The sequence below is a fragment of the Brevundimonas sp. genome (assembly GCF_023259385.1).
GTDB lineage: Bacteria > Pseudomonadota > Alphaproteobacteria > Caulobacterales > Caulobacteraceae > Brevundimonas.
This window is the reverse complement of the sequence record NZ_JAHFPF010000010.1, coordinates 1-20,531: the sequence shown is the minus strand read 5'-3', so window position 1 is coordinate 20,531 and position 20,531 is coordinate 1. Positions and strand designations below refer to the sequence as shown.

25 protein-coding genes and 1 tRNA gene are annotated in these 20,531 nt (G+C 67.9%); 16 read left to right on the top strand and 10 right to left on the bottom strand.

The genetic code is table 11. The features are described 5' to 3' along the window. Positions 1 to 12: 12 nt before the first annotated feature. The 3 genes from Q0C81_RS01395 to Q0C81_RS01385 are packed head-to-tail and all read right to left on the bottom strand — an operon-like array spanning position 13 to position 2,048. Complete coding sequence (locus Q0C81_RS01395; protein WP_291832492.1) at positions 13 to 795, bottom strand: DUF1295 domain-containing protein; 783 nt, start codon at positions 793 to 795, stop codon at positions 13 to 15. Positions 796 to 849: 54 nt separating this feature from the next. Further along, positions 850 to 1,491 (bottom strand): ChrR family anti-sigma-E factor, encoded by a 642-nt coding sequence (locus Q0C81_RS01390; RefSeq protein ID WP_291832490.1) that lies wholly within the window; start codon positions 1,489 to 1,491, stop codon positions 850 to 852. After that, positions 1,488 to 2,048: a sigma-70 family RNA polymerase sigma factor gene (locus Q0C81_RS01385; RefSeq protein ID WP_291832488.1), complete on the bottom strand. Its 561-nt coding sequence runs from the start codon at positions 2,046 to 2,048 to the stop codon at positions 1,488 to 1,490. The genes Q0C81_RS01390 and Q0C81_RS01385 overlap by 4 nt, the downstream gene beginning before the upstream one ends. Before the next feature lie 134 nt (positions 2,049 to 2,182). Here Q0C81_RS01385 and Q0C81_RS01380 point away from each other — a divergent pair, with 134 nt between their 5' ends. Both Q0C81_RS01380 and Q0C81_RS01375 read left to right on the top strand, forming a co-directional pair. After that, positions 2,183 to 3,529: an FAD-dependent oxidoreductase gene (locus Q0C81_RS01380; RefSeq protein WP_291832486.1), complete on the top strand. Its 1,347-nt coding sequence runs from the start codon at positions 2,183 to 2,185 to the stop codon at positions 3,527 to 3,529. Continuing rightward, positions 3,526 to 4,329: a DUF1365 domain-containing protein gene (locus Q0C81_RS01375; RefSeq protein ID WP_291832484.1), complete on the top strand. Its 804-nt coding sequence runs from the start codon at positions 3,526 to 3,528 to the stop codon at positions 4,327 to 4,329. Before Q0C81_RS01380 ends, Q0C81_RS01375 begins: the two co-directional genes overlap by 4 nt. 21 nt (positions 4,330 to 4,350) lie before the next feature. On the opposite strand, the gene lipB is transcribed toward Q0C81_RS01375, so the two are convergent. Further along, a complete protein-coding gene (gene lipB, locus Q0C81_RS01370) occupies positions 4,351 to 5,067 on the bottom strand; it encodes a lipoyl(octanoyl) transferase LipB (protein WP_291832482.1) in 717 nt (238 codons plus the stop codon). A 75-nt stretch (positions 5,068 to 5,142) separates the two neighbouring features. Between lipB and Q0C81_RS01365 the strand changes: the two genes are divergently transcribed. The 7 genes from Q0C81_RS01365 (at position 5,143) to Q0C81_RS01335 (ending at position 10,840) form a co-directional block, all read left to right on the top strand. Then, a complete protein-coding gene (locus Q0C81_RS01365) occupies positions 5,143 to 5,394 on the top strand; it encodes a FliM/FliN family flagellar motor switch protein (RefSeq protein WP_291832481.1) in 252 nt (83 codons plus the stop codon). Between the two features lie 126 nt (positions 5,395 to 5,520). Beyond that, positions 5,521 to 5,605: transfer RNA gene (locus tag Q0C81_RS01360), tRNA-Leu, on the top strand. A 129-nt stretch (positions 5,606 to 5,734) separates the two neighbouring features. Then, complete coding sequence (gene mgtE, locus Q0C81_RS01355) at positions 5,735 to 7,150, top strand: magnesium transporter (protein WP_291832479.1); 1,416 nt, start codon at positions 5,735 to 5,737, stop codon at positions 7,148 to 7,150. 75 nt (positions 7,151 to 7,225) lie between these two features. Beyond that, positions 7,226 to 8,560 carry a lysozyme gene (locus tag Q0C81_RS01350; protein ID WP_291832477.1) on the top strand — a complete coding sequence of 445 codons (1,335 nt, stop codon included), beginning with the start codon at positions 7,226 to 7,228 and terminating at the stop codon, positions 8,558 to 8,560. Between the two features lie 37 nt (positions 8,561 to 8,597). Then, positions 8,598 to 9,758 (top strand): isovaleryl-CoA dehydrogenase, encoded by a 1,161-nt coding sequence (locus Q0C81_RS01345; RefSeq protein ID WP_291832475.1) that lies wholly within the window; start codon positions 8,598 to 8,600, stop codon positions 9,756 to 9,758. A gap of 224 nt (positions 9,759 to 9,982) precedes the next feature. After that, entirely contained in the window at positions 9,983 to 10,603 is a 621-nt protein-coding gene (locus Q0C81_RS01340) for a hypothetical protein (RefSeq protein ID WP_291832473.1), read from the top strand. A 54-nt stretch (positions 10,604 to 10,657) separates the two neighbouring features. Beyond that, the gene (locus Q0C81_RS01335) at positions 10,658 to 10,840 is read left to right on the top strand and encodes a DUF3008 family protein (RefSeq protein ID WP_291832471.1); all 183 of its coding nucleotides are present in this window, start codon (positions 10,658 to 10,660) and stop codon (positions 10,838 to 10,840) included. Positions 10,841 to 10,898: 58 nt separating this feature from the next. Here Q0C81_RS01335 and Q0C81_RS01330 read toward each other — a convergent pair whose 3' ends face one another. Next, positions 10,899 to 11,393, bottom strand: a complete 495-nt coding sequence (locus Q0C81_RS01330; protein WP_291832469.1) for a DUF3617 family protein — start codon at positions 11,391 to 11,393, stop codon at positions 10,899 to 10,901. 165 nt (positions 11,394 to 11,558) lie between these two features. Here Q0C81_RS01330 and Q0C81_RS01325 point away from each other — a divergent pair, with 165 nt between their 5' ends. Next, positions 11,559 to 12,239, top strand: a complete 681-nt coding sequence (locus Q0C81_RS01325) for an exopolysaccharide biosynthesis protein (RefSeq protein ID WP_291832467.1) — start codon at positions 11,559 to 11,561, stop codon at positions 12,237 to 12,239. A gap of 74 nt (positions 12,240 to 12,313) precedes the next feature. Here the strand turns inward: Q0C81_RS01325 and Q0C81_RS01320 are convergent, their stop codons facing one another. The 3 genes from Q0C81_RS01320 to flbT form a co-directional block, all read right to left on the bottom strand. Continuing rightward, a complete protein-coding gene (locus Q0C81_RS01320) occupies positions 12,314 to 13,144 on the bottom strand; it encodes a flagellin (RefSeq protein ID WP_291832514.1) in 831 nt (276 codons plus the stop codon). 325 nt (positions 13,145 to 13,469) lie between these two features. Further along, positions 13,470 to 13,835 (bottom strand): flagellar biosynthesis regulator FlaF, encoded by a 366-nt coding sequence (gene flaF, locus Q0C81_RS01315; protein ID WP_291832465.1) that lies wholly within the window; start codon positions 13,833 to 13,835, stop codon positions 13,470 to 13,472. After that, entirely contained in the window at positions 13,795 to 14,217 is a 423-nt protein-coding gene (flbT, locus tag Q0C81_RS01310; RefSeq protein WP_291832511.1) for a flagellar biosynthesis repressor FlbT, read from the bottom strand. Before flbT ends, flaF begins: the two co-directional genes overlap by 41 nt. A 137-nt stretch (positions 14,218 to 14,354) precedes the next feature. Between flbT and Q0C81_RS01305 the strand changes: the two genes are divergently transcribed. From Q0C81_RS01305 to Q0C81_RS01295, 3 genes are read left to right on the top strand one after another with little or no spacing between them, the layout of a single operon-like run. Continuing rightward, entirely contained in the window at positions 14,355 to 16,145 is a 1,791-nt protein-coding gene (locus tag Q0C81_RS01305; RefSeq protein WP_291832463.1) for a tetratricopeptide repeat protein, read from the top strand. A gap of 36 nt (positions 16,146 to 16,181) precedes the next feature. Beyond that, positions 16,182 to 16,631 carry a hypothetical protein gene (locus Q0C81_RS01300; protein ID WP_291832461.1) on the top strand — a complete coding sequence of 150 codons (450 nt, stop codon included), beginning with the start codon at positions 16,182 to 16,184 and terminating at the stop codon, positions 16,629 to 16,631. 11 nt (positions 16,632 to 16,642) lie between these two features. Then, positions 16,643 to 16,855, top strand: a complete 213-nt coding sequence (locus Q0C81_RS01295; RefSeq protein ID WP_291832460.1) for a hypothetical protein — start codon at positions 16,643 to 16,645, stop codon at positions 16,853 to 16,855. Between the two features lie 41 nt (positions 16,856 to 16,896). Here Q0C81_RS01295 and cysS read toward each other — a convergent pair whose 3' ends face one another. Beyond that, positions 16,897 to 18,306, bottom strand: coding sequence for a cysteine--tRNA ligase (gene cysS / locus Q0C81_RS01290; protein ID WP_291832458.1), 1,410 nt, complete (start codon positions 18,304 to 18,306; stop codon positions 16,897 to 16,899). A gap of 116 nt (positions 18,307 to 18,422) precedes the next feature. Between cysS and folE the strand changes: the two genes are divergently transcribed. From folE to Q0C81_RS01275, 3 genes are all read left to right on the top strand, one after another. After that, positions 18,423 to 19,037: a GTP cyclohydrolase I FolE gene (folE, locus tag Q0C81_RS01285; RefSeq protein WP_291832455.1), complete on the top strand. Its 615-nt coding sequence runs from the start codon at positions 18,423 to 18,425 to the stop codon at positions 19,035 to 19,037. A gap of 171 nt (positions 19,038 to 19,208) precedes the next feature. Next, positions 19,209 to 19,643 carry a biopolymer transporter ExbD gene (locus Q0C81_RS01280; RefSeq protein ID WP_291832454.1) on the top strand — a complete coding sequence of 145 codons (435 nt, stop codon included), beginning with the start codon at positions 19,209 to 19,211 and terminating at the stop codon, positions 19,641 to 19,643. Positions 19,644 to 19,793: 150 nt separating this feature from the next. Next, positions 19,794 to 20,225 carry a biopolymer transporter ExbD gene (locus Q0C81_RS01275; RefSeq protein ID WP_291832453.1) on the top strand — a complete coding sequence of 144 codons (432 nt, stop codon included), beginning with the start codon at positions 19,794 to 19,796 and terminating at the stop codon, positions 20,223 to 20,225. A gap of 116 nt (positions 20,226 to 20,341) precedes the next feature. Here the strand turns inward: Q0C81_RS01275 and Q0C81_RS01270 are convergent. After that, a partial coding sequence (locus Q0C81_RS01270; RefSeq protein WP_291832451.1) for a hypothetical protein occupies positions 20,342 to 20,531 on the bottom strand: 190 nt, incomplete at its 5' end.

Sequence of the window (20,531 nt, the reverse complement as noted above, 5' to 3'; positions counted from 1 at the left end):
CCGGCGCCGGGTTCATCGCGATCGCGGAGGCAGGGGCAGGAACCGGGAGACGCGGGCCTGGTAGGCGCGGTAGGCCTCGGGACGCGTCTTCAGCATCTGGGCCTCCAGCATGGGCACGCCGCTGACGTGATTGAGCAGCCACCACATCAGGATGGCCGCCGGCAGCGTCAGCCAGCTCGCGGGATGGCCGGGGTCGAACGCCATGACCGGCCAGGCCAGCCAGACCGTCCACTCGAAGAAATAGTTCGGGTGCCGGGACCAGCCCCACAGGCCGGTGTCGGCGACCTTGCCCCTGTTGGAGGACTCCCGGCGGAACACAGCCATCTGACGGTCGGCGAGGGCCTCGCCCGCGACGGCGACGAGGACGACACACCCCGCCAGCCCGTCCCGCCAGTCGAGCCCGGGGTCCGGTCGCGTCGCCGCCGCCCGGATGGAGACCGCCAGCACCACGACCGTCGCCGCCTGGATCATCAGGAAGCCCCAGGCCTTGAGCCCCCAGCCGCCCCAACCCTTCTTGAAGTCCTCGTAGCGAGGATCCGGGGCCGAGGCGCCCGCGGTCCGCACCGCCAGATAGCCGCCGAGCCTCAACGCCCAGAAGCCGATCAGCAGCGCGACCAGCCCCTGCCGTGCCGGATCCGCGTCGGGCGCGGGCCATAACGCGACCGCGCCGCCGATCAGTCCGACCGAAAGCGCCCAGATCACATCGGTCCAGCCGCCGTCTCCGGTCCGACGCACGATCAGCCAGGCGACCGACAGGGAGGCGATCGACGCGGCGCAGGCAAGAAGGATCGGCATCAGACCTCCGATAGTCTCCTGACCTACGCCCCAGGGCCGCGAACGGATGCCCGCCTACAGCCGCACGAACGGCTGCAGCAGCTTTCCGAGCCAGCCGTCGAGCAGGATCTGGCCGTCCAGCGCGGCGACGCACAGGCACGGCTCGTTCGAAACGACCCGCGGCTGGTGCACGGTCTGGCTGTCGGCCTCCTCGAGATCGCCGACGTCGAACCGCTCGGTCTCGGTCGCGTAGGCGCCGGCCAGCACGCAGGTCAGCTCCACCCCGCCATGGGTGTGTTTGGGCGTGGCGCGGCCCGGCTGGATTTCCAGCAGGATGACCCGGCAATTCCCCGCCCGCGGCCCGTGCACGTCACGCACCCTCACCCCCGGGCCCATCCATCGGCAGGGACCGAGGGGCAGCCTGCGCAAGGGTTCGGGCAGTTGGGGCATGTCGTTCAGCGGCGGCGGGGCCAGGGCCGCGCCCGCATCGACCTCTGTGCGCGCCAGCACCGCGGCGAGGGCGCTGCCGCTCATCGGCTCCGGCTCCATGTCATCCAGGAACCGCCCCCCCACCGCCTGCAGCCGGCGTGCGAACGCGGCGGTTTCAGAGCGGAACGACAGATGCGCGGCCACGACCACGGCTTCCGGCGGGCTCAGGCCGCCGGCGGCGTAGGCGAGAAGACGCTCATCGGAAACGGTATGACGCAACGCGTTCATTCCTGCCCCCTGACGGGCTCGAGTATCAGTCTCAACTTGATCATGGCCTTGCGGATGCGTGATTTGACGGTGCCCAGGGGAAGGTTCAGGGCGTGAGAGATTTCGGAGTGGGCGTCACCCTTGAAGAAGGCGAGACGCAGCACGGCGATCTCGTCGGGTGACAGCCGGCGCATCGCCTGGTTCAACCGCGCGGCCTCGTCGGCCTCGGTCAACAGGTCGTCCGGGCGTTGGGGTTCATCGGGCCGCAGATCGAACTCGGGCAGCCCCGCCTCACGGCCTTCGCGGCGCAGAACGTCGAGGCGGCGATTGCGCGCGATGGTGAAGATCCAGGTCGCCGCGCCGGCGCGGGACGGATCGAACAGATCGGCCTTTCGCCAGACCGTCAGCATGGCGTCCTGGGCGAAGTCCTCCGCGGCGCCGGCGGGCGCGCCGGAGCGCATCAGGTAGGCCTTCAGCCGCGGCGCGAAGTACTCGAACAGCCGCGAGAAGGCCTCGCGGTCGCGATCGGCGGCGACGGCCTGGATCAGTCGGGCATGCTCATCCGTCCGCGCTCTCACCAAGCTCCGTTCCGCCTGCAGTTCGGCCGCGTGTCCATACATGGGTCCTGATACGCCGCACCGGTCGAACTGGATCACGACATCCGATGGCGAGGCCTCGACGTATCGAAGCCGATTTCCCCGTCGGAGTCTGCATGTCACATAACCCCGCGTCCCTCGACCCTGATCGCCGGCTCCGCATCGCGGTCATCGGCTCCGGCGTTTCGGCCCTGTCGTGCGCATGGCTCCTGTCCCGGCGGCATGAGGTGGTGGTCTACGAGCGCGAGGATCGCCTGGGCGGGCATTCGCATACCGTCGAGGTGGACGGGGCAAGCGATGCTCCGGTTCCGGTCGACATGGGTTTCATCGTCTTCAACGAGGCGACCTACCCCAACCTGATCGCCCTGTTCGATCATCTGGGCGTGCAGAGCCGGCCGACCGACATGTCCTTCGCCGTGTCGCTGGACCAGGGCCGTTTCGAGTACGCCGCCCCGGCCCTGTTCGCACAGCGGCGCAACGCATTCCGCCCGCGGTTCTGGACGATGCTGGGCGAAGTCATGCGCTTCTATCGCGACGCCCCGGCGCAGATCGAGGCGCTGAACGGCTCCGACCTGACCCTGGGCGACTATCTGAAGCGAGAGGGGTTCAGCGAGGCCTTCCGCGACGATCACCTTCTGCCGATGGCGGCGGCGATCTGGTCCTCCCCGGCGCACACGCTGATGGACTATCCGGCGGAGTCCTTCCTGCGGTTCTGCCAGAACCACGGCCTGCTGAAGCTTGTCGGCCGGCCCGTCTGGCGAACGGTGTGGGGGGGCAGCCGGGCGTATGTCGCGGCCATGGCGCGCGCGCTCGGCGAAGGCGTGCGGCTGGGCCGGCAAGCGACCCATGTCCGGCGGCTGGAGCAGGGCGTCGAGGTGCGCGACATTCATGGCGGCGTCGCCCGGTTCGACCACGTCGTGATCGGAACGCACGCCGATCAGGCCCTGGCGCTGCTGGACCAGCCGACCGAGGACGAGCGCGCCCTGCTCGGCGCGTTCCGCTACAGCCGCAACCTCACCGTCCTGCATTCCGACGCCAGCCTGATGCCCCGCCGCCGACGCGCCTGGGCCGCGTGGAACTACATCGGCGTCGATGGCGGACTTTGCGTCACCTACTGGATGAACCGGCTGCAGGGACTGCCGGGGCGGGACCTGTTCGTCACCCTCAACCCGCCGCGACCGCCCCGCCCCGACACCCTGCTCCGCACCGAGGTGTTCGAGCATCCCATCTTCGACCCGGCCGCCGTTCGCGCGCAGAAGTCGCTGTGGAGCCTGCAGGGCCAGGGCGGGGTCTGGTTCTGCGGCGCGCATTTCGGGGCCGGCTTCCATGAAGACGGCCTGCAGTCCGGCCTCGCGGTCGCGGAGCAGTTGGGCGGCGTCCGCCGGCCATGGACCGTCCCGAACGAGAGCGGCCGCATCCATCTGACCCCGGCCCCCTCCGTCGCCTTCGAGAACGCCGCATGAGCGAGGCCTCCGCCCTCTACCGCGGAGAGGTCGCGCATCAGCGCCTCCGACCGAGGGCGCACAGGCTGGCGTACCGCGTGTTCTGGCTGCTGCTCGACCTGTCGGAGATCGATCGGCTGGACCAGCGCATGGCGCTGTTCTCGCGCAACCGGTTCAATCTCCTGTCCTTTCATGACCGCGACCATGGCGACGGCTCGAACACGGCCCTTCGGGTCCAGGTCGAAGCGCTGCTGGCCCGCGCGGGGATAGACACCGGCGGCGGCCCGATCCGGCTTCTGACCATGCCGCGCGTGCTCGGCTACGTCTTCAACCCGATCAGCCTGTTCTACTGCCATCACCCCGACGGTCGGCTGGCCGCGATGATCTATGAGGTCACCAGCACGTTCGGCGTCCGCCACGCCTATCTGATCCCCGTTCCCGCCGCCGATCAGGCCGCCGGCCGGATTTCGCAGTGCGCGGCGAAGGCGCTGCATGTCTCGCCCTTCCTGGGCATGGAGATGGACTACGAGTTCAGGGGCCGCGTTCCGGACGAGCGGCTGCAGCTGACCATCGGCGGGTTCGACGCGCAGGGACTGATGATCACGGCCGCGATGTCCGGCAAGCGGCGCCCCCTGACGGACGGCGCCCTGTTGTCCGCCGCCATGGCTATCCCCCTTTTGACCTTGAAGGTGGTCGCCGCCATCCACTGGGAGGCGCTCAAGCTCTGGCTCAAGGGCGTGACGCTGAAACCCGCGCCGGCGCCGGCCGCTGAACCAGCCACGATCCAGTCTGGTGCAAGGCACAGCCGTCTCGGCCGGTGACCGGCCGCGCCCGGGTTCCGCTCAGACAGGAGCCCGCCCCGGCTGGACCTCTCCGAACACCCGCCGGAAGCTCACCCGAAGGGTCTCGTCGGCCTCGTCCATCGTGGCCGGGACGCCCAGGTCGACCAGGCTGGTGACCCCGTGCTCCTGGATTCCGCACGGCACGATGCCGCCGAAATGGTCCAGGTCGGGCTCCACGTTCAGGCTGACGCCATGGAAGCTGACCCATTTGCGGACCTTGACGCCGATGGCGGCGATCTTGTCCTCGCGCGACCAGCCGGGACCCCTGCGCTCGACCCAGACGCCGACGCGGCCCTCGCGCACGTCGGCGGCGACGTTGAACTCGCCCAAGGCGCCGATGATCCACTGCTCCAGGCCGCGGACGAAGGCGCGGACGTCCTTGCCGCGCGCGTTCAGGTCCAGCATCACATAGGCCACCCGCTGGCCGGGGCCGTGGTAGGTGAACTGCCCGCCCCGCCCGCTGCGGTGGACCGGGAAGCGCCCGGCGTCGAGCAGGTCGCCGTCCCTGGACGAGACGCCCGCCGTGTAGAGCGGCGGATGCTCCAGCAGCCAGATCAGCTCGGGCGCCTCGCCCGCCGCGATGGCGGCGGCGCGGGCCTCCATGGCCTCGACGGCGGCGGGATAGTCGACGTAGCCGTCCGAACGCGCCCATTCGACGGCCCGACCGTCGGTCCGGGCCAGCTTTGATACGGTTTCGCTTAAGGACTGGGAAAGCATGTCGCCCCCAATGTGGGGATCGGGAGCCCCATGCAAGACCACTCCGCCCTGTCACTTCCAGTATCAGAGTCCCCCGTGAGCCAGATCGAAGCCGTCGATGTCGAGATCTCGGTCGTCCTGGGGCGCTCCGTGCTGCCCATGAGCCAACTGCTTCGCATGGGTCGCGGGGCGGTGATTCCGCTTGATGCGTCGGAGCACGACGAGGTCTGGATCCTGGCCAACAACCACCCGGTCGCACGCGGCGAGATCGAGATCCGCGAGGATCGGATCGCGATAACGGTGACGCGAGCCGCCGACGTCTACGACTTCATGGCCGGCGCGGCCTGATCAGGGCGTCGCAGTATAGGCCCGAACCGGCCCCCACGCCCTATTTCCCGCCCCCTAATTCCTGCGCCTTCCGGCGCCCCCTTCCCTTTCCCTATTCTCTCCGCTATCAGCCGCCCTCCGATGCGAGCGGTCGTGGCGGAATTGGTAGACGCGCAGCGTTGAGGTCGCTGTGGGGCAACCCGTGGAAGTTCGAGTCTTCTCGACCGCACCATCGATTTTTGGCCACATGTCCCTCTACCAAGGGACCGGCCGCCACTTCGGACGGGGATGGTTTTGAGCCGCCCCCAAGGGCGAATCATCGGCTAGATGCTGATCTGACAGATCGAAGGGAGGCCGCCGCGTGAGCACCACCGCAACCGCCCCCCTGCCGCCCGTCGAAGACGACATCGAACACATCGCCCTGGATGAGGACTATGTCCTGACGCCGGGCTTCGTCGAGAAGGTGGTCGACGCCGCCGACGACGGCGACGGCCTGAAGCTGCGCTCGCTGCTGGAAGACCTGCACCCGGCCGACGTGGCCGACCTGATGGGCTTCCTGACCGAACAGCACCGGGCCATGGTGGTCGTCTGGCTACCGCCCGAACTGCTGGCCGACACCCTGCCCGAACTGGACGACGGCATCCGCGAGGAGGTGCTGGAACGCGTTCCGCACCTGACCCTGGCGGAGGCGCTGCAGGAACTGGACTCCGACGACGCCGCCGCGGTGGTCGAGGATCTGGAGGACGACCAGCGCGAGAAGGTGCTGGCGGCCATGCCCGAGGTCGATCGCGCCGCGATCGAAAGCTCGCTGGGCTACGCCGAGGACTCCGCCGGCCGCCTGATGCAGCGCGAGGTGATGGCCGCGCCCCAGTTCTGGAACGTCGGCGACACCATCGACCACATCCGCAAGCAGGGCGAGGAGCTGCCCGAGCTGTTCTTCGACATCTATGTGGTCGATCCGCTGAACCGCCCCGTCGGCGGCGTCCCGGTCAGCCAGCTGCTGCGCAGCCCGCGCGCCATGACGCTGACCGAGATCATGGGGCCGATCAACGAGATCACCGTCGATCAGGACCAGGAAGAAGTCGCCTACATCTTCGAGAAATACCACCTGATCTCGGCCCCGGTGATCGATGTCGCGGGGCGTCTGGTGGGCCAGATCACCGTCGATGACATCGTCAACATCATTCAGGAAGAGAACCGCGAGGACATCCTGCGCCTGGCCGGCGTGGCCGACGAGGACCGCGGCTCGTCCGTGCCCGAGATCGTGCGCAGCCGCGTGCCCTGGCTGGCCATCAACCTGGCCACCGCCACCCTGGGCGCCAGCGTCATCGGCTGGTTCGAGGGCACCATCCAGCACATCGTGGCCCTGGCCATCCTGATGCCCATCGTCTCGGCCATCGGCGGCAACGCCGGGACCCAGGCCCTGACGGTGACCGTGCGCGCCCTGGCCACCCGCGAGCTGAACAGCTCCAACGCCCCGCGCACCTTCTGGCGCGAACTGATCGTCGGCTTCGCCAACGGCCTGGTGCTGGCTCCGCTGATCGGTCTGGCGACGGCCTTCTGGTTCCGGGACGAGGACTGGCGGATCGGCCTGGTGATCGCGGCGGCGATGGTGCTGAACCTGCTGGTGGCGGCGACCGTGGGGGTGCTGACGCCGCTGACCCTGTCGAAATTCAAATTCGACCCGGCGGTGTCTTCCGCCGTCTTCGTCACAGCGACGACGGATTTCTTTGGTTTCCTGATCTTCCTGGGCCTGGCGACCATCGTCCTGATGTGACGACAGCGCGCGGCGCGGCTCTTGCGGGCTGTTCCCGCAAGCGGAAGCGTCCGTCCCGATCTGGAACAAACCCCTGTGCTCGACACGAACAGGCCCCGTCTGAAGGTCTCCCGCGCGGGGATGGTGCTCATCAAGAGCTTCGAGAGCTTCCGGTCGCGCGCCGTGCAGCGCGAGGACGGCCGCTGGGTGATCGGCTACGGCCACACCGCCTCGGCCCGCGAGGGGCTGACGGTGGGCGAGCAGGACGCCGAACTGCTGCTGCAATACGACCTGATGCCGGTGGTCAAGGCGCTGAACGAACAGGTCGAGACCGTCCTGAACCAGCACCAGTTCGACGCCCTGGCCAGTTTCGCCGTGTCGGTGGGCGTGGACCGCTTCCTGGGCTCGGACGTGCTGGAACGACTGAACGCCGGCCACGCCGGAGAGGCGGCGGACGCCCTGGTCGGCTGGCCCGAGACCCCGTCAGCCGACACCGCCCTGCGTCGCCGCGCCGCCGAACGCGCCCTGTTCGTGGCCGATCCCGCCTCGCCGGTGCTGCTGTCCGACCTGCTGACCGCGCCCTTGCCGCCGCCGCCCGTCGCGGAGCCGGAACCGGAACCGCAGGTCGATCCGAACGCGAGCCGGGCCGCCGCCGTGGCCTCCCTGCTGGGCGAGACCCCGACCGCGCTGGAAGCGCCGGAAGCGGACGTCGCGCCGGAGCCCGAACCGGAACCCCAGCCCCCCGTGGCCGAAGCGCCGCGCGTCCTGCCCCTGCCCACCGTGTGGCAGTCGCAGGGACAGGTGTGGACGCCGCCGCCGCCGACGGCCATCGCCCAGTCGCAGCGCTATTCCCCCTACGCCGCCGCCATCATCGGCCCCCTGCCCGGTTTCCCGACCGCGGCGCCGACGGCCCCTGCCGAGCCGGAGCCCGCGCCTGAACCCGCGCCGGAACCCGAGCCCGAGCCTGTCGCAACGCCGGTGCGGACGCCCGTCTTCCCGCCGGCCCCGATCTTCGCGGCCTCCGCCCCCGCCGCGCCGTCGCCCTTCCCGCCGCTGGAGCTGACCCCGGCGGTCGAGGCCGACTTCGCCGAACCGGCCCGCGACGCCTGGGCGCCCGAGCAGCGCGCCGCGCCGGAAGCGGCCGGCGAGGCCCTGTTCGAGGACGAGCCGCCGCTGGCCGTGCTGCGCCATGAGGTCGATCCGACCCCGGCCAAACGCTTCAGCCTGATCGAGACCGGCCCCTATCTGATCATGGGCGGACTGGGCCTGTTCGCCTGCGCCGCCTCGGCCGCCGCCTTCCGCAAGGCGGTCAGCGATCCGTTGCCGACCAACGAGTTCACGATCATCGCTTGGGTGCTGGCCCTGATCGGCGTCATCTGCGTCGGCGTCTCGGCCTGGAACCTGTCCGTGCGGGCCACGAAGAAGGACTGACTTTGCCTGCCCGCGCGGGCAGTGCTACGCCCGCGCCATGAGCATTCCCTTCGCGCCCCAATCCATGGAATTCGGCCTCGGCGAAAACGCCGACGCGATCCGTGACACCACCGCCCGCTGGGCCGCTGACCGCCTGGCGCCGCGCGCCGCCGAGATCGACGAGAAGAACGAGTTCGCCCGCGACCTGTGGCCCGAGATGGGCGAGCTGGGCCTGCACGGCATCACCGTCGAGGAAGAGTACGGCGGCCTGGGCCTGGGCTATCTCGAGCATGTGGTGGCGATGGAGGAGGTGTCGCGCGCCTCGGCCTCGATCGGCCTGAGCTACGGCGCCCACTCTAACCTGTGCGTCAACCAGATTCGCCGCTGGGGCACGCCCGAGCAGAAGGCGAAGTACCTGCCCAAGCTGATCTCGGGCGAGCACCTGGGGTCGCTGGCCATGTCGGAGGCCGGATCGGGCTCGGACGTCATGTCGATGCGCACCCGCGCCGACAAGAAGGGCGACCGCTACATCCTGAACGGGACCAAGTTCTGGATCACCAACTCCCCGACCGCCGACACCCTGGTCGTCTATGCCCGCACGGGCGACGGCAACGGCGGCGTCACCACCTTCCTGATCGAGAAGGGAATGAAGGGTTTCAGCGTCTCCAAGAAGCTGGACAAGATGGGCATGCGCGGCTCGGACACCGCCGAACTGGTGTTCGAGGACTGCGAAGTCCCGGAAGAGAACGTCATGGGTCCGGTCGGCGGCGGCGCCGGGGTGCTGATGAGCGGCCTAGACTATGAGCGCACCGTCCTGTCGGGTGGCCCGCTGGGCATCATGCAGGCGGCGCTGGACGTGGTCCTGCCCTACGTCCGCGAGCGCAAGCAGTTCGGCAAGGCCATCGGCTCGTTCCAGCTGATGCAGGCCAAGGTGGCCGACATGTACGTGGCCCTGAACAGCGCCCGCACCTACGTCTACGCCGTGGCCCGCGCCTGCGATCAGGGCAAGACGACCCGCTATGACGCGGCAGGCGCGATCCTGCTGGCCAGCGAGAACGCGGTGAAGGTGTCGCTGGAGGCGGTGCAGGCCCTGGGCGGCGCCGGCTACACCAAGGAGTGGCCGGTCGAGCGGCTGGTCCGCGACGCCAAGCTGTACGACATCGGCGCGGGGACGAATGAGATTCGCCGCTTCCTGATCGGGCGGGAGTTGCTGGGGTAGGCCTTCTCATTCAGCCATTCAGTGCTACCTTAAAGTTATGACCAAGTCCGCTGGACATTACTCGGGATGGGTGAAGCGCAGCGCCGCAACGGGCCGCTTCACGGCTCCGATCGGACAGACAACGACCGGTAAAGGCTTTCGTGTCGTGGAGTTCGCCCCTCCTGCGCGCGTCCGCGAAGGCAAACTGGCGGCTGAACTAAGCAAGAAGAAGTAGGGTCGACGATTTGGCGCGCGCCCCTAACGGCTATCGCAAATCCGTCTTCATCAATGCGCCATTCAGCGACGACCGGCGGCCGGTCTTCAATGCAATCGTCTTCTCCGTTCAGGCATGTGGTTTTGCCCCACGATGCGCGCGCGAACTCGACGACGCAGGCCAAGTTAGAATGGACAAGATTTCCGATCTTGTTCGTGACTGCCAACTGGGCATCCACGACATCTCATACATGGAGCTGGATGACGGGTTGCCGCGTTTCAACATGCCTTTTGAGCTCGGCGTTTATCTTGGTGCACGGCGCTTCGGCGAGGGATGGGTTGGACGGAAAGTCTGCACGATCTTCGATCGGGAACCCTTTCGATATCAACGCGCCCTATCTGACATCGCGGGTCAAGATATTCGAGCCCACAACTGCGACCCCAGACGAGCTTCCGATGAAACCCGCGACTGGCTTGCTCACCAAACCAGACGTGATGAACGCGTCCCAGGGGCCGCGGTAATCTGGGCGATGTATGAAGCTTTCTGTGCCGACCTTCCCGCTCTTGCTGAGGCAGCTCTGCAAGAAGATGCTCAGCTAACTTTCAATGAGCGGCGCTACTTCGCGAGTGAATGGCTCGCGATGCGCCTTTAGCCGGGAACTCACGCTTCATCTTCGGGTTGCTCCCTGTCCGAAAGGAGCCCGCTCATGCCCGCCAAGTCCGCCGCCCAGCAGAAGGCCGCCGGGGCCGCCCTGTCCGCCAAGCGTGGCGAGACGCCCAGGTCGAAGCTGAAGGGCGCGTCGAAATCGATGCTGTCGATGACCGAGAAACAGCTTGAGGAATTCGCGCACACCAAGCGCAAGGGGAAGCCCGAGCACGTGAAGCCCTAGACAGCGAAACGGCGGCTCCGCCCCGCGGAACCGCCGTCGTCGCAGACTTTCGTCCGGACTAGGCCGCCGGACAGTCGCCGAGGCGTTCGGCCGTCATCGTCATGGTGGTTTCCGGCATCGGGGCCGGCGCGCCGGTCGTCTTGCTCTTCACCTCCATCGTGTAGCGGCTGGAGAAGTCGCCCGAGACCCGGATGGCCGATTCCGACTTCATGCCGCCCTGCATCTCGCAGACCGTGCTGGAGACCATGGCGTCGCCGTCCCGCCGGAAGGGCTGGGTGGTGCAGGTCGCGCCGGGCGTCGCCGACGCGCCGCCGGGCGCCTCGAAGGTCGAGGAGGTGATGCAGGTCTCGACCGGAGCCATCGCGGCGCCGCCGGGCATGCCGGCCATGGCCGTCGTCACCCGCCACAGACCGGGTTTGGGGCCGTCCATCGAGGCCGAGGGCGCCACAGTGCTGGCCTGGCCCGCCTTCTCGCCTTCCGTCGTGTCGCTTCCCTGGCTACAGGCCGCCAGGGTCAGGGCCGCGAGCGCGGCCGACGCAATCATGAAACGCATGAAAATCCTCCCATCGGGTACATCCCGATGACCCGAAACGGCCACGGTTCGGGACGGGTTCCCAACATCCGGCCACCAAGCCGACCGGATGGAGGTTTGTTAAGTGGCGCCGGCGCGGGTTCCCGCCTAGATCGGTTCATCACCCCTCCGGATCGCCCGTCGCCGATGCCCGACTACGACTATCAGGCCGACACACGCCCCTTCTCGCAGGTGATCGAGGACATCGGCGCCAAGGACGACCCGAAGCTGTACCTCGGGGAACTGGTCAATGCGTTCGGCGAGCGCGGCTTCGGCGCCCTCATGCTGTTCCTGGGCCTGGTCAGCGCCGTGATCGGCGCGGTGCCCGGATCGACCACCATCCTGGGCGCGCCGATCCTGCTGATCGCCTTTCAGCTGGTCATCCGCCGCGATCAGCTGTGGCTGCCGCGCTGGGCGCTGAAGAGCAGCATCGACCGCGAAGGCTACCGCACCGCCATCGCCAAGGTGATGACGCCGCTGCGCAAGGTCGAGCGGTGGTCGCGCCCGCGGCTGTCGATCATGACCAGCGAGGTGTCGGAGGTCCTGATCGGCGTCGCCTGCATCCTGCTGTGCACCATCCTGGTCCTGCCCATTCCGGGGGGAAACCTGGTGCCGTCCCTGATTATCGTCGCCTTCGGCTTCGGCCTGGTGCAGCGCGACGGCCTGGCCATCCTGATCGCCTGGTGCGCCATCGCCCTGCTGTGCGTAGGCGGCATCGTGGTGTGGCTGGCCTGGGAGTGGGTGTCGCCCTTCCTGTTGCCGGTCTGGCACTGGCTGACGGGACTGGGCCCGCAGGCCTGGCACTGGCTGACCGGCCTGTTCAGCTAGAACGAAATCCGGAACCTGACGCGCGAGACGCCGGAGAGATCTCCCTCTCCGGCGCCTGCGAGAACCTGCCGTGATCAGCCCTGGAACAGGGAAAGCACCAGTTGCGGCGTCTGGTTGGCGATCGAGAGCGCTTGAACCCCCAGTTGCTGCTTCGTCTGCAGGGCCTGGAGCTTGGCGCTTTCCTTCGCCAGATCGGCGTCGACCAGATTGCCCACACCCGCTTCGAGAGCGTCCGACAGCTTGCCGACGAACGTCACGTGAGTGGTGAGAGCCTTCGACTTGGTGCCCAGACGCGCCAGGGCGCCCGAAACCTTGTCGATGGAGGCGGACACGACCGCGAGGGACGCGTTCGCCTTGGTCAGGGTGTCGATCGATTGCGTCGTCGCGACCGTGACGGTCGTGCTGCCCAGAGCCATGACTTCAGCGCCGACCGTCAGGGTCGCCGTGCCTTGCGCGTTGGCCAGTGCCGAGAAACCGGTCGCGCCGGTCTTCAGCAGGTTGATCCCATTGAAGTCAGCGTTGCTGGTCACCGAGGCGATCTGGTCGCGCAGGGCCTTGAAGTCCTCGTTCAGAGCGGCGCGTGCCGCAGTCTTGAGCGACGCATCAGTCGCCGCGAGAGCCTTCTCCTTCATCTGCAGCAAGAGGTCAGAGACCGTCTCGCCCGCCGCCAGAGCCACGTCGACAGCGGCGACACCGCGATCGAGCGACTGTTTCACCGCGTTCAGCGCCCCGATATCGGCCCGTTGTCCCTGGGCGATCGCCCAGATGGAGCCGTTATCCTTGGCGTTGGCCACGCTCTTGCCGGTGTTGATCCGGTTTTGCGTGGTCGCCAGTTGGGCGTTGGTCGCGTTCAGGTTCTGGAGCGCGACTTGCGCGCCCACGTTCGTGTTGACCGACATAACCATCGGGTAGTTCCTTCCATTCTGGTCGGTTGTGAAAGGCCTTCTGGCCTTAGAACCGGTTCTGGTTCGCGCACGCCCACGCAAGGACCGGGCCGGGCCAAGCTGTTGATATTGCTGGAAGGGAAGGCGTGCGCGCGCTGCCGGTCGGCAGAATTGGCCGGGGGCGGCGAGGCAGGAAGAGAGAAGCTCTCCCTCCCCTCATGGGGAGGGTGGACCGCGAAGCGTGACGGGTGGGGAACAGCCGCACGGACAGGCGGCCGCACGGTCCCCCACCCTGTCCTCGCTGTGCATCGACATCCCTCCCCACAAGGGGGAGGGAGATATGAACTCAGGCCGCCTGGGCCGGGGCGGGGGCGAGGCCCTGCATGATCATCTTGTTGATGTCGATCAGGGCTTCGAAATCATCCTCGCCGCGCATGATCGCGGAGGAGTGACGGCCGACGAACAGGCTGATCGAGATGATCTGGGCGCGCAGGCCCATGTCCATGGCGTTGTCCGGATTGGAGCAGTCCGTGGCCAGGGTCGACCACAGGCGACGGTTCCAGTCGAGCGCGTCGATCCGGGTCGAAATGTCCGAGGCGTCCACGGTCGAGGCGTGCATCAGCGCCCGGGTCACCTGCCCGAACAGCCGATACTCGGTCTCGCGCGGGGTCTCAGCCCGCGTGGCTGCGGTCTTGTACGCCTGAAGCGACATTCGCCAGACCTTCCTCGTAATCCACCAGTTTGCGGGCCGACATCAGCGCCTTATAGTACTCGCGCGCCATGACGTGACGCGAGGCCGAGACGCAGTCGGCGAGCACATCGGGGTTGCGCGTGACGCCCATGAACTCGGTCAGGCGCAGCGCGAATTCGTCGTAGACCTTGGGAGCCGCGGCCTCGTCCAGGTACATCATCATGACGGGGAAATAGATCCGCTTGGCCGGGGAGTTCACGTCCTCCAGCTGCATGATGTCCTTCTCGCGAAGGACGCTGGCCTTGTTCTGCAGAATCAGGACGCCGCGACGGTCGCCGTTCTGGACGACGGCCCCGTTCAGGACGAATTTCTCGCCGGGCTTGAGCGACAGCTTGAGCGGCATCTGGGCGGCTTCCCCTTGGGTCCCGGACATACGGTTTAGAAAACCGGGAACCAACGCAGGCTAAACAGTCGTGGTTAACCATCTCTTGTGAGCCGACATCGTCATATTGCCTATCCGCTCCGCCCCCGAGTCGCTTCATGTCCGCCGCCGCCCTCGACGACACCTCCGCCTACGCCCCGGCCCCCGCCGCGCAGGGCATAGCGGGCGACGCCGCCTCCCCCGCCGCCATCAGCCGGCTGTCGAAGTCGCTGGCGGGCGTGCGGTCGGTGAAGGCCCAGCGCAAGGGGCTGGAACTGCTGAAGCTTTCGCTGGCGGCGATCCGGGTCAACGACTTCGATCGCGCCACCCAGCGGGCGCTGGACTCTCTGAAGCTGGACGAGACCAACGGCCTGGCCTGGCACGTGCTGGCGATCTGCCAGGAGAAGCAGAACCGGTTCGGCCCGGCCATCCACGCCTATGAGGCGGCGCTGCAGCTGCTGCCCGACCACACCGACATCGCCCACGACCTGGGCCGGCTGGCGCAGCGGCTGGGCTATCTCGACATCTCCGAGAAGCTGCTGCTGAAATTCCTGGCGGCCAATCCCGGGCATATCGAGGCGACCAACAACCTGGCCTGCGTGATGCGCGACCAGAACCGCTACGCCGATGCGATCGAGACCCTGCGGCCGCTGCTCCAGATCGAGGCGGACAGTTCGGTGCTGTGGAACACCCTGGGCACGGTGCTGAACGACCAGGGACGGCTGGACGAGGCCCTGACCTTCTTCGAGGAGGCGCTGCGGCTGGACCCGACCTTCGCCAAGGCGCGCTACAACCGCGCCAACGTCCGCCGCCCGCTGGGCGACGTGGCCGGCGCCATCGAGGACATGGAAGCCGCCCTGCCCGGCGCCGAGAACGGCTACGAGGTCGCCATGATGAACATGGCGCGCGCCCTGATGCTGATGGGCGAGGCCCGCATCCCCGAGGCGTTCGAGGCCTATGAGGTGCGTCTGGACCCCAACCTGCCCGACGCCATGCACGTGGCCGTCGAGGCCCCGCGCTGGGATCCCAAGACCGAAGACATCCGCGGCAAGCGGGTGCTGGTGGTCGGCGAACAGGGCATCGCCGACGAACTGGTCTTCGCCAACTGCCTGAACGACATCATCGAGGCCGTGGGGCCGGAGGGTCAGGTTTATCTGGCCGTCGAGGCGCGGATGGTCGGCCTGTTCCAGCGCGGCTTCCCCAGGGCGATCGTCGGCGGCCACAAGGCGGTGCGGCTGGAAGGCCGCCTGACCCGCTACGTGCCCTTCGCCGAGGAGCTGGAGCAGAAGCTGGACTGCTGGGTGCCGATCGCCAGCCTGATGGCCGTCTACCGCCCGACGCTGGAGAGCTTCCCCGGACCGGGTCAGGTCATCGTGCCCGATCCCGACAAGGTCGCCTATTGGAGGGGCGAGCTGGCCAAGCTGCCCGAGGGGCTGAAGGTCGGGCTGCACTGGAAGAGCCTGGTGATGACCGGGGCGCGGGCGGCCTTCTTCGCCGCCGGCTTCCAGCGCTGGGAGCCGATCCTGACCACGCCGGGCTGCGTGATGGTCAACCTGCAGTGCGGCGACGTGTCCGAGGACCTGGCGGCGGCGGAGGCCGCGGGCGTGTTCATCTGGACCCCGCCGATCAATCTGAAGGACGACCTGGAAGACGTGGCCGCCCTCTCGGTGGCCTGCGACGTGGTGCTGGGGCCGGGCATCGCCGGGACCAATATCGCCGCCGCGAGCGGGGCCCGGACCTGGATGGTGGCGGCGCCGGACGACTGGCACCTGATGACCACCGACCACTACGTCTTCTATCCCGACGTGAAGATCTTCGTGCGCGGCGCGGTGGACGGCTGGCCCGAGGTGATCGACCGGATGCGGGCGGCGCTGGACCGGGTCGTGGCGGGTGGCTGGAACGCCGCCTGAGCCGTGGCGTTGTCTTCCCTGAACAGGGAGGACGTGATGCCCGAACTCGACGACTACAAGGACGACCAGGAACAGTCTGAAGTTTATGACGAAACCCACCTCGACGATGAGGGGGACGGCGACTTCCTGCTGGACGAGGCGGATCAGGTGCTCGATGTCACCCAGGCCGACGGCGACGCGGACCGGGACGACTTCGACGAGGACGCCGAACCGGAGGACCTGGACGAGGAGCTGGGCGCTTCGGGCATCGAGGCCGAGGCCGACGCCCTGCTGGGCGTGGACGGCGAGCGGCTGAACGAGATCGACGGCGAGAGCCAAGGCCAGCGCGGTGTCGACGAGGTCGAGCTGGTCTATTCCGGCCTGATGGAGAATGCGCGCGGAGCCCAGGCCAGCGCCGCCCATTGGGAGGCCAAAACCCTGTCCGACGACGACATCGCCGACCTGGGCTACGGCCCGGACGGCGACGAAGATCACCCGAAAAACTGAGGAGCGCCGACATGACCGGTCAAACCGAGCATCTGAACAAGGCGCAGGAAGACTGCGACCCCGAGACCCCGCACGCCAAGCGCGCGGCCCGCGAGGACGGCAAGCCGGACCAGCTGGCTGAAAAGACGCGCGAGGCGAACAGCCGGCAGGAGGCGCTGGTCGACGAGGGCCTGGAAGAGACGTTCCCGGCGAGCGATCCGGTGAGCGTGAAGCGGATTACGTGAATTGAATCTCCCTCCCCGGACGGGGAGGGAGAACGCTCTTCCTACCCCTTCACCCGCCAGGTCGCCCCCGTCGGGCCGTCCATGACCACAACGTTCAGCGCGTTCAGGCGGTCGCGGATGCGGTCGGCCTCGGGCCAGTCCTTGGCGGCGCGCGCGGCGGCGCGCTGTTCCAGCAGGGCTTCGACCTCGACACGGAGATCGTCGGAGACCTCGCCTTCAAGCCATGCGGCAGGGTCATTCTGGAGCACGCCCAGAATGGCGGCGGCGGCCAGCAGTTTTCCCTTGGCGGCCGAGACGGCCTCGTGGTCGCCGGCCGTCATGCCGCGCTCGATCTCGCTGGACAGGGCGAACAGGGCGGCGAAGGCGCCCGGCGTGTTCAGGTCGTCCTCGATGGCCTTGAGGAAGTCCTCGGGCAGCCAGTCGGGACCGGCCTCGATCGCCGCGGCGCGGTGCAGGGCGCCGTAGAGGCGGTCCAGCGACTTGCGGCTCTGCTCCAGCAGGGCCTCGTTCCAGTCCAGCGGCTGACGATAGTGGGCCGAGAGCAGGGCCCAGCGGATCACCTCGCCCGGCAGCCGCTCCAGCAGGGCGTGGGGCAGCAGGATGTTGCCCAGCGACTTGGACATCTTCTCGCCGTCCAGCGTCAGGAAGCCGTTGTGCATCCAGTAGCGGCTGTATTCGGCGTGCGCGTCCGCGCCGTGGGCGTGGCCGTGGGCGCAGACGCCCTGGGCGATCTCGTTCTCATGGTGCGGGAAGACCAGGTCGATGCCGCCGCCGTGGATATCGATGGGCAGGCCAAGGTTGGCCTCGATCATGGCCGAGCACTCGATGTGCCAGCCGGGACGACCCTCGCCCCACGGGGACGGCCAGGACGGCTCGTTCTCCTTGGAAGGCTTCCACAGGACGAAGTCGTGCGGGTTCTTCTTGTAGGGGGCGACCTCGACGCGGGCGCCGGCGATCATGTCGTCCAGATTGCGGCCCGACAGCTTGCCGTAGGTCTCGTAGGACGAGACGTCGAACAGCACATGGCCCTCTGCGGCGTAGGCGCAGCCGTGGTCGATGATCGCCTGGATCTGGGCGACGATGGCGTCCATGTGGTCGGTGACGTGGGGGGCCAGGTCGGGCGGGCTGACGTTCAGCCGGCCCATGTCCTCCAGATAGGCGGCCTCGTAGCGGGCCGTGATCTCGCTGATCGGCACGCCTTCCTTGAAGGCCTTCTGATTGATCTTGTCGTCCACGTCGGTGACGTTGCGGGCGTAGATCACCTTGTCGGCGCCGTAGGTGCGGCGCAGCAGGCGGACCAGAACGTCGAACACCACCGGCGGGCGCGCGTTGCCGATATGGGCGAAGTCATAGACCGTGGGACCGCAGACGTAGAGCGTCACCCGGGTCTCGTCTCGCGGCGTGAACACGCGCTTTTCGCGGTGCAGGGTGTCGTGAATCGTCAGCGGCATGAGGAAGTCTTTGCGGGAGAGTTTTCTTGCGGCACGGACCGGCGGTCCCATATACGCCGCCAAGCTGATAAACAGTCCCTTGCGACTTACAAAGCCGCGCGTTCGAGAACCGTCTCATGAGCTCTACCCCCGTCAAGCCCGTTCTGGTCGGCGACAATGACCAGCGCCCCAGCCGCGAAGAGGCCCTGAAGGCCGTTCGCACCCTGCTGGCGTGGGCGGGCGACGATCCCGACCGTCCGGGCCTGATCGACACGCCGAAACGGGTGGTCGACGCCTACGGCGAATGGTTCGACGGCTATGACGCCGATCCGGCCAAGGAGCTGGGCCGCACGTTCGAGGACGTGCAGGGCTACGACGACATGGTCCTGCTGCGCGACATCGAGGTGGAGAGCCACTGCGAGCACCACATGGCCCCCTTCATCGGCAAGGCCTACGTCGCCTACATCCCGAACGAGAAGGTGGTCGGCATCTCCAAGCTGGCGCGGGTCGTGGAGATCTATTCGCGCCGCCTGCAGACGCAGGAAGTGCTGACCAACCAGATCGCCGACGCCATCGAATCGAATCTGGCGCCGCAGGGCGTGGCCATCCTGATCGACGCGGAACATCAGTGCATGACCACCCGCGGCGTGCACCATCGCCACGTTTCGACCCTGACGACCCGGTTCACCGGCGTGTTCAAGACCGACGCGGCGCTGAAAGACCGTTTCCTCAAGCTGGCGCAAGGGCGCTGAGCCGCCTGAATCGTTTCGCCTGACAGGGGTATTCGGCGCAAACCCGCCGCTCTGGAACCCCAAGGTGGCCGAAGCCGCTTTACAAGCCGGTTAAGGGACGCCAAGAGACGAACCGAAGCTTTCAGTGACGCTCGCCGCGCCAAGCGCCGGGCCTGATGGAGACACCCGATTATGGGCGCCAAACTTTCCGGACCGGGCAGCAAGGCCGGCACCATCGAACAGAACGCGGACATCAACGTCACGCCGTTCGTGGACATCATGCTGGTGCTACTGATCATCTTCATGGTCGCCGCCCCGATGGCCACCGTGTCGATCCGCCTCGACCTGCCGCCGGCGCAGCCGCCGGTGAACCCGACCGAGCAGAAGGATCCGGTGTACATCACCATCCAGGAAAGCGGCGCCATCTACATCGCGGACAAGGAATCCTCGATCGCGAACCTGCCCGCCGACGTTTGCGCCGCCCTGGGCGGTCCGAACTGCCGCGAAGAGCGCGTGTTCGTCCGCGCCGACGCCGAGGTGAAGTACAACCAGTTCATGGAAGTCATGAACACGCTGCAGGGCCAGGGCTTCTTCAAGGTCGGCCTGCTGAACGAAGACATCGAATAGGCTTCACGCCCGTTCAAACGATCAGGGGCCGCTTCCCGACGGGAGGCGGCCCTTTTTCATGCCCCCTTCCCGCCCAGAAACCGCCCGGCGCCGGGCGCGAGCTTGGCCGTTCGCCGCACGGCGCGGCGGACTGACAGGGAGGATTGAACCATGGGTGCGAGACTTTCAGGCCCCGGCGGAAACGGCGGCGCGACGATCGACCAGAACGCGGACATCAACGTCACCCCGTTCGTGGACATCATGCTGGTGCTGCTGATCATCTTCATGGTGGCGGCGCCGATGGCGACGGTGTCGCTGAAGATGGACCTGCCGCCACCGGATATGGAAAGCCAGCCGCGCGAGCCGGTCTATGTCAGCGTGCACGAGGACGGCGGCCTCTGGATCGGCGACAAGCAGACCCGGATGGCGACCCTGGCCGCCGACGTCTGCGCCGCCACGGGCCGGGGCGACGCCTGCCGGGACGAGCGCATCTTCCTGCGCGCCCAGCCCGAGGTGTCCTACGACCGCTTCATGGGCGTGATGAACGGGTTGAAGGGCGCGGGCTTCAATGAAGTCGGCCTGCTGAACGAGGACATCGGATAGACCGACCGCAGGTCACGCAGTCTGTTGCGAACGCCGGTGAGGCCGAGCGCCGGCTAAGGAAGGGCCGCCCCCGCGAGGGAGCGGCCCTTTTTCATGCTTCGGTCGCGGTCGCGGTCCTACTGCACCGACTGCCGGGGCTGCGAGCCGCCCGGAGCCGGAGCCGAAGCGGCGGGCTGGTAGGGGCGTTCGCCGGCGGGCTCGGCGGGGGCCGGAGCGGGCGCACGGGCGGCGGCGGGACGCTGGGCCGGACGGCGCGCCGGCGGTCGGGCGGCGGCGGGACGCGGCGCGGGCGGCGAGGCGGCGGGA

What these genes read in the sequence shown, in the direction of transcription:
- Q0C81_RS01395 (WP_291832492.1), bottom strand. Translation starts at nt 795, where the DNA reads ATGCCGATCCTTCTTGCCTGCGCCGCGTCGATCGCCTCCCTGTCGGTC.
- Q0C81_RS01390 (WP_291832490.1), bottom strand. Translation starts at nt 1,491, where the DNA reads ATGAACGCGTTGCGTCATACCGTTTCCGATGAGCGTCTTCTCGCCTAC.
- Q0C81_RS01380 (WP_291832486.1), top strand. Translation starts at nt 2,183, where the DNA reads ATGTCACATAACCCCGCGTCCCTCGACCCTGATCGCCGGCTCCGCATC.
- Q0C81_RS01375 (WP_291832484.1), top strand. Translation starts at nt 3,526, where the DNA reads ATGAGCGAGGCCTCCGCCCTCTACCGCGGAGAGGTCGCGCATCAGCGC.
- lipB (WP_291832482.1), bottom strand. Translation starts at nt 5,067, where the DNA reads ATGCTTTCCCAGTCCTTAAGCGAAACCGTATCAAAGCTGGCCCGGACC.
- Q0C81_RS01345 (WP_291832475.1), top strand. Translation starts at nt 8,598, where the DNA reads ATGAGCATTCCCTTCGCGCCCCAATCCATGGAATTCGGCCTCGGCGAA.
- Q0C81_RS01335 (WP_291832471.1), top strand. Translation starts at nt 10,658, where the DNA reads ATGCCCGCCAAGTCCGCCGCCCAGCAGAAGGCCGCCGGGGCCGCCCTG.
- Q0C81_RS01330 (WP_291832469.1), bottom strand. Translation starts at nt 11,393, where the DNA reads ATGCGTTTCATGATTGCGTCGGCCGCGCTCGCGGCCCTGACCCTGGCG.
- Q0C81_RS01325 (WP_291832467.1), top strand. Translation starts at nt 11,559, where the DNA reads ATGCCCGACTACGACTATCAGGCCGACACACGCCCCTTCTCGCAGGTG.
- Q0C81_RS01320 (WP_291832514.1), bottom strand. Translation starts at nt 13,144, where the DNA reads ATGGTTATGTCGGTCAACACGAACGTGGGCGCGCAAGTCGCGCTCCAG.
- flaF (WP_291832465.1), bottom strand. Translation starts at nt 13,835, where the DNA reads ATGTCGCTTCAGGCGTACAAGACCGCAGCCACGCGGGCTGAGACCCCG.
- flbT (WP_291832511.1), bottom strand. Translation starts at nt 14,217, where the DNA reads ATGCCGCTCAAGCTGTCGCTCAAGCCCGGCGAGAAATTCGTCCTGAAC.
- Q0C81_RS01305 (WP_291832463.1), top strand. Translation starts at nt 14,355, where the DNA reads ATGTCCGCCGCCGCCCTCGACGACACCTCCGCCTACGCCCCGGCCCCC.
- Q0C81_RS01300 (WP_291832461.1), top strand. Translation starts at nt 16,182, where the DNA reads ATGCCCGAACTCGACGACTACAAGGACGACCAGGAACAGTCTGAAGTT.
- Q0C81_RS01295 (WP_291832460.1), top strand. Translation starts at nt 16,643, where the DNA reads ATGACCGGTCAAACCGAGCATCTGAACAAGGCGCAGGAAGACTGCGAC.
- cysS (WP_291832458.1), bottom strand. Translation starts at nt 18,306, where the DNA reads ATGCCGCTGACGATTCACGACACCCTGCACCGCGAAAAGCGCGTGTTC.
- folE (WP_291832455.1), top strand. Translation starts at nt 18,423, where the DNA reads ATGAGCTCTACCCCCGTCAAGCCCGTTCTGGTCGGCGACAATGACCAG.
- Q0C81_RS01280 (WP_291832454.1), top strand. Translation starts at nt 19,209, where the DNA reads ATGGGCGCCAAACTTTCCGGACCGGGCAGCAAGGCCGGCACCATCGAA.
- Q0C81_RS01275 (WP_291832453.1), top strand. Translation starts at nt 19,794, where the DNA reads ATGGGTGCGAGACTTTCAGGCCCCGGCGGAAACGGCGGCGCGACGATC.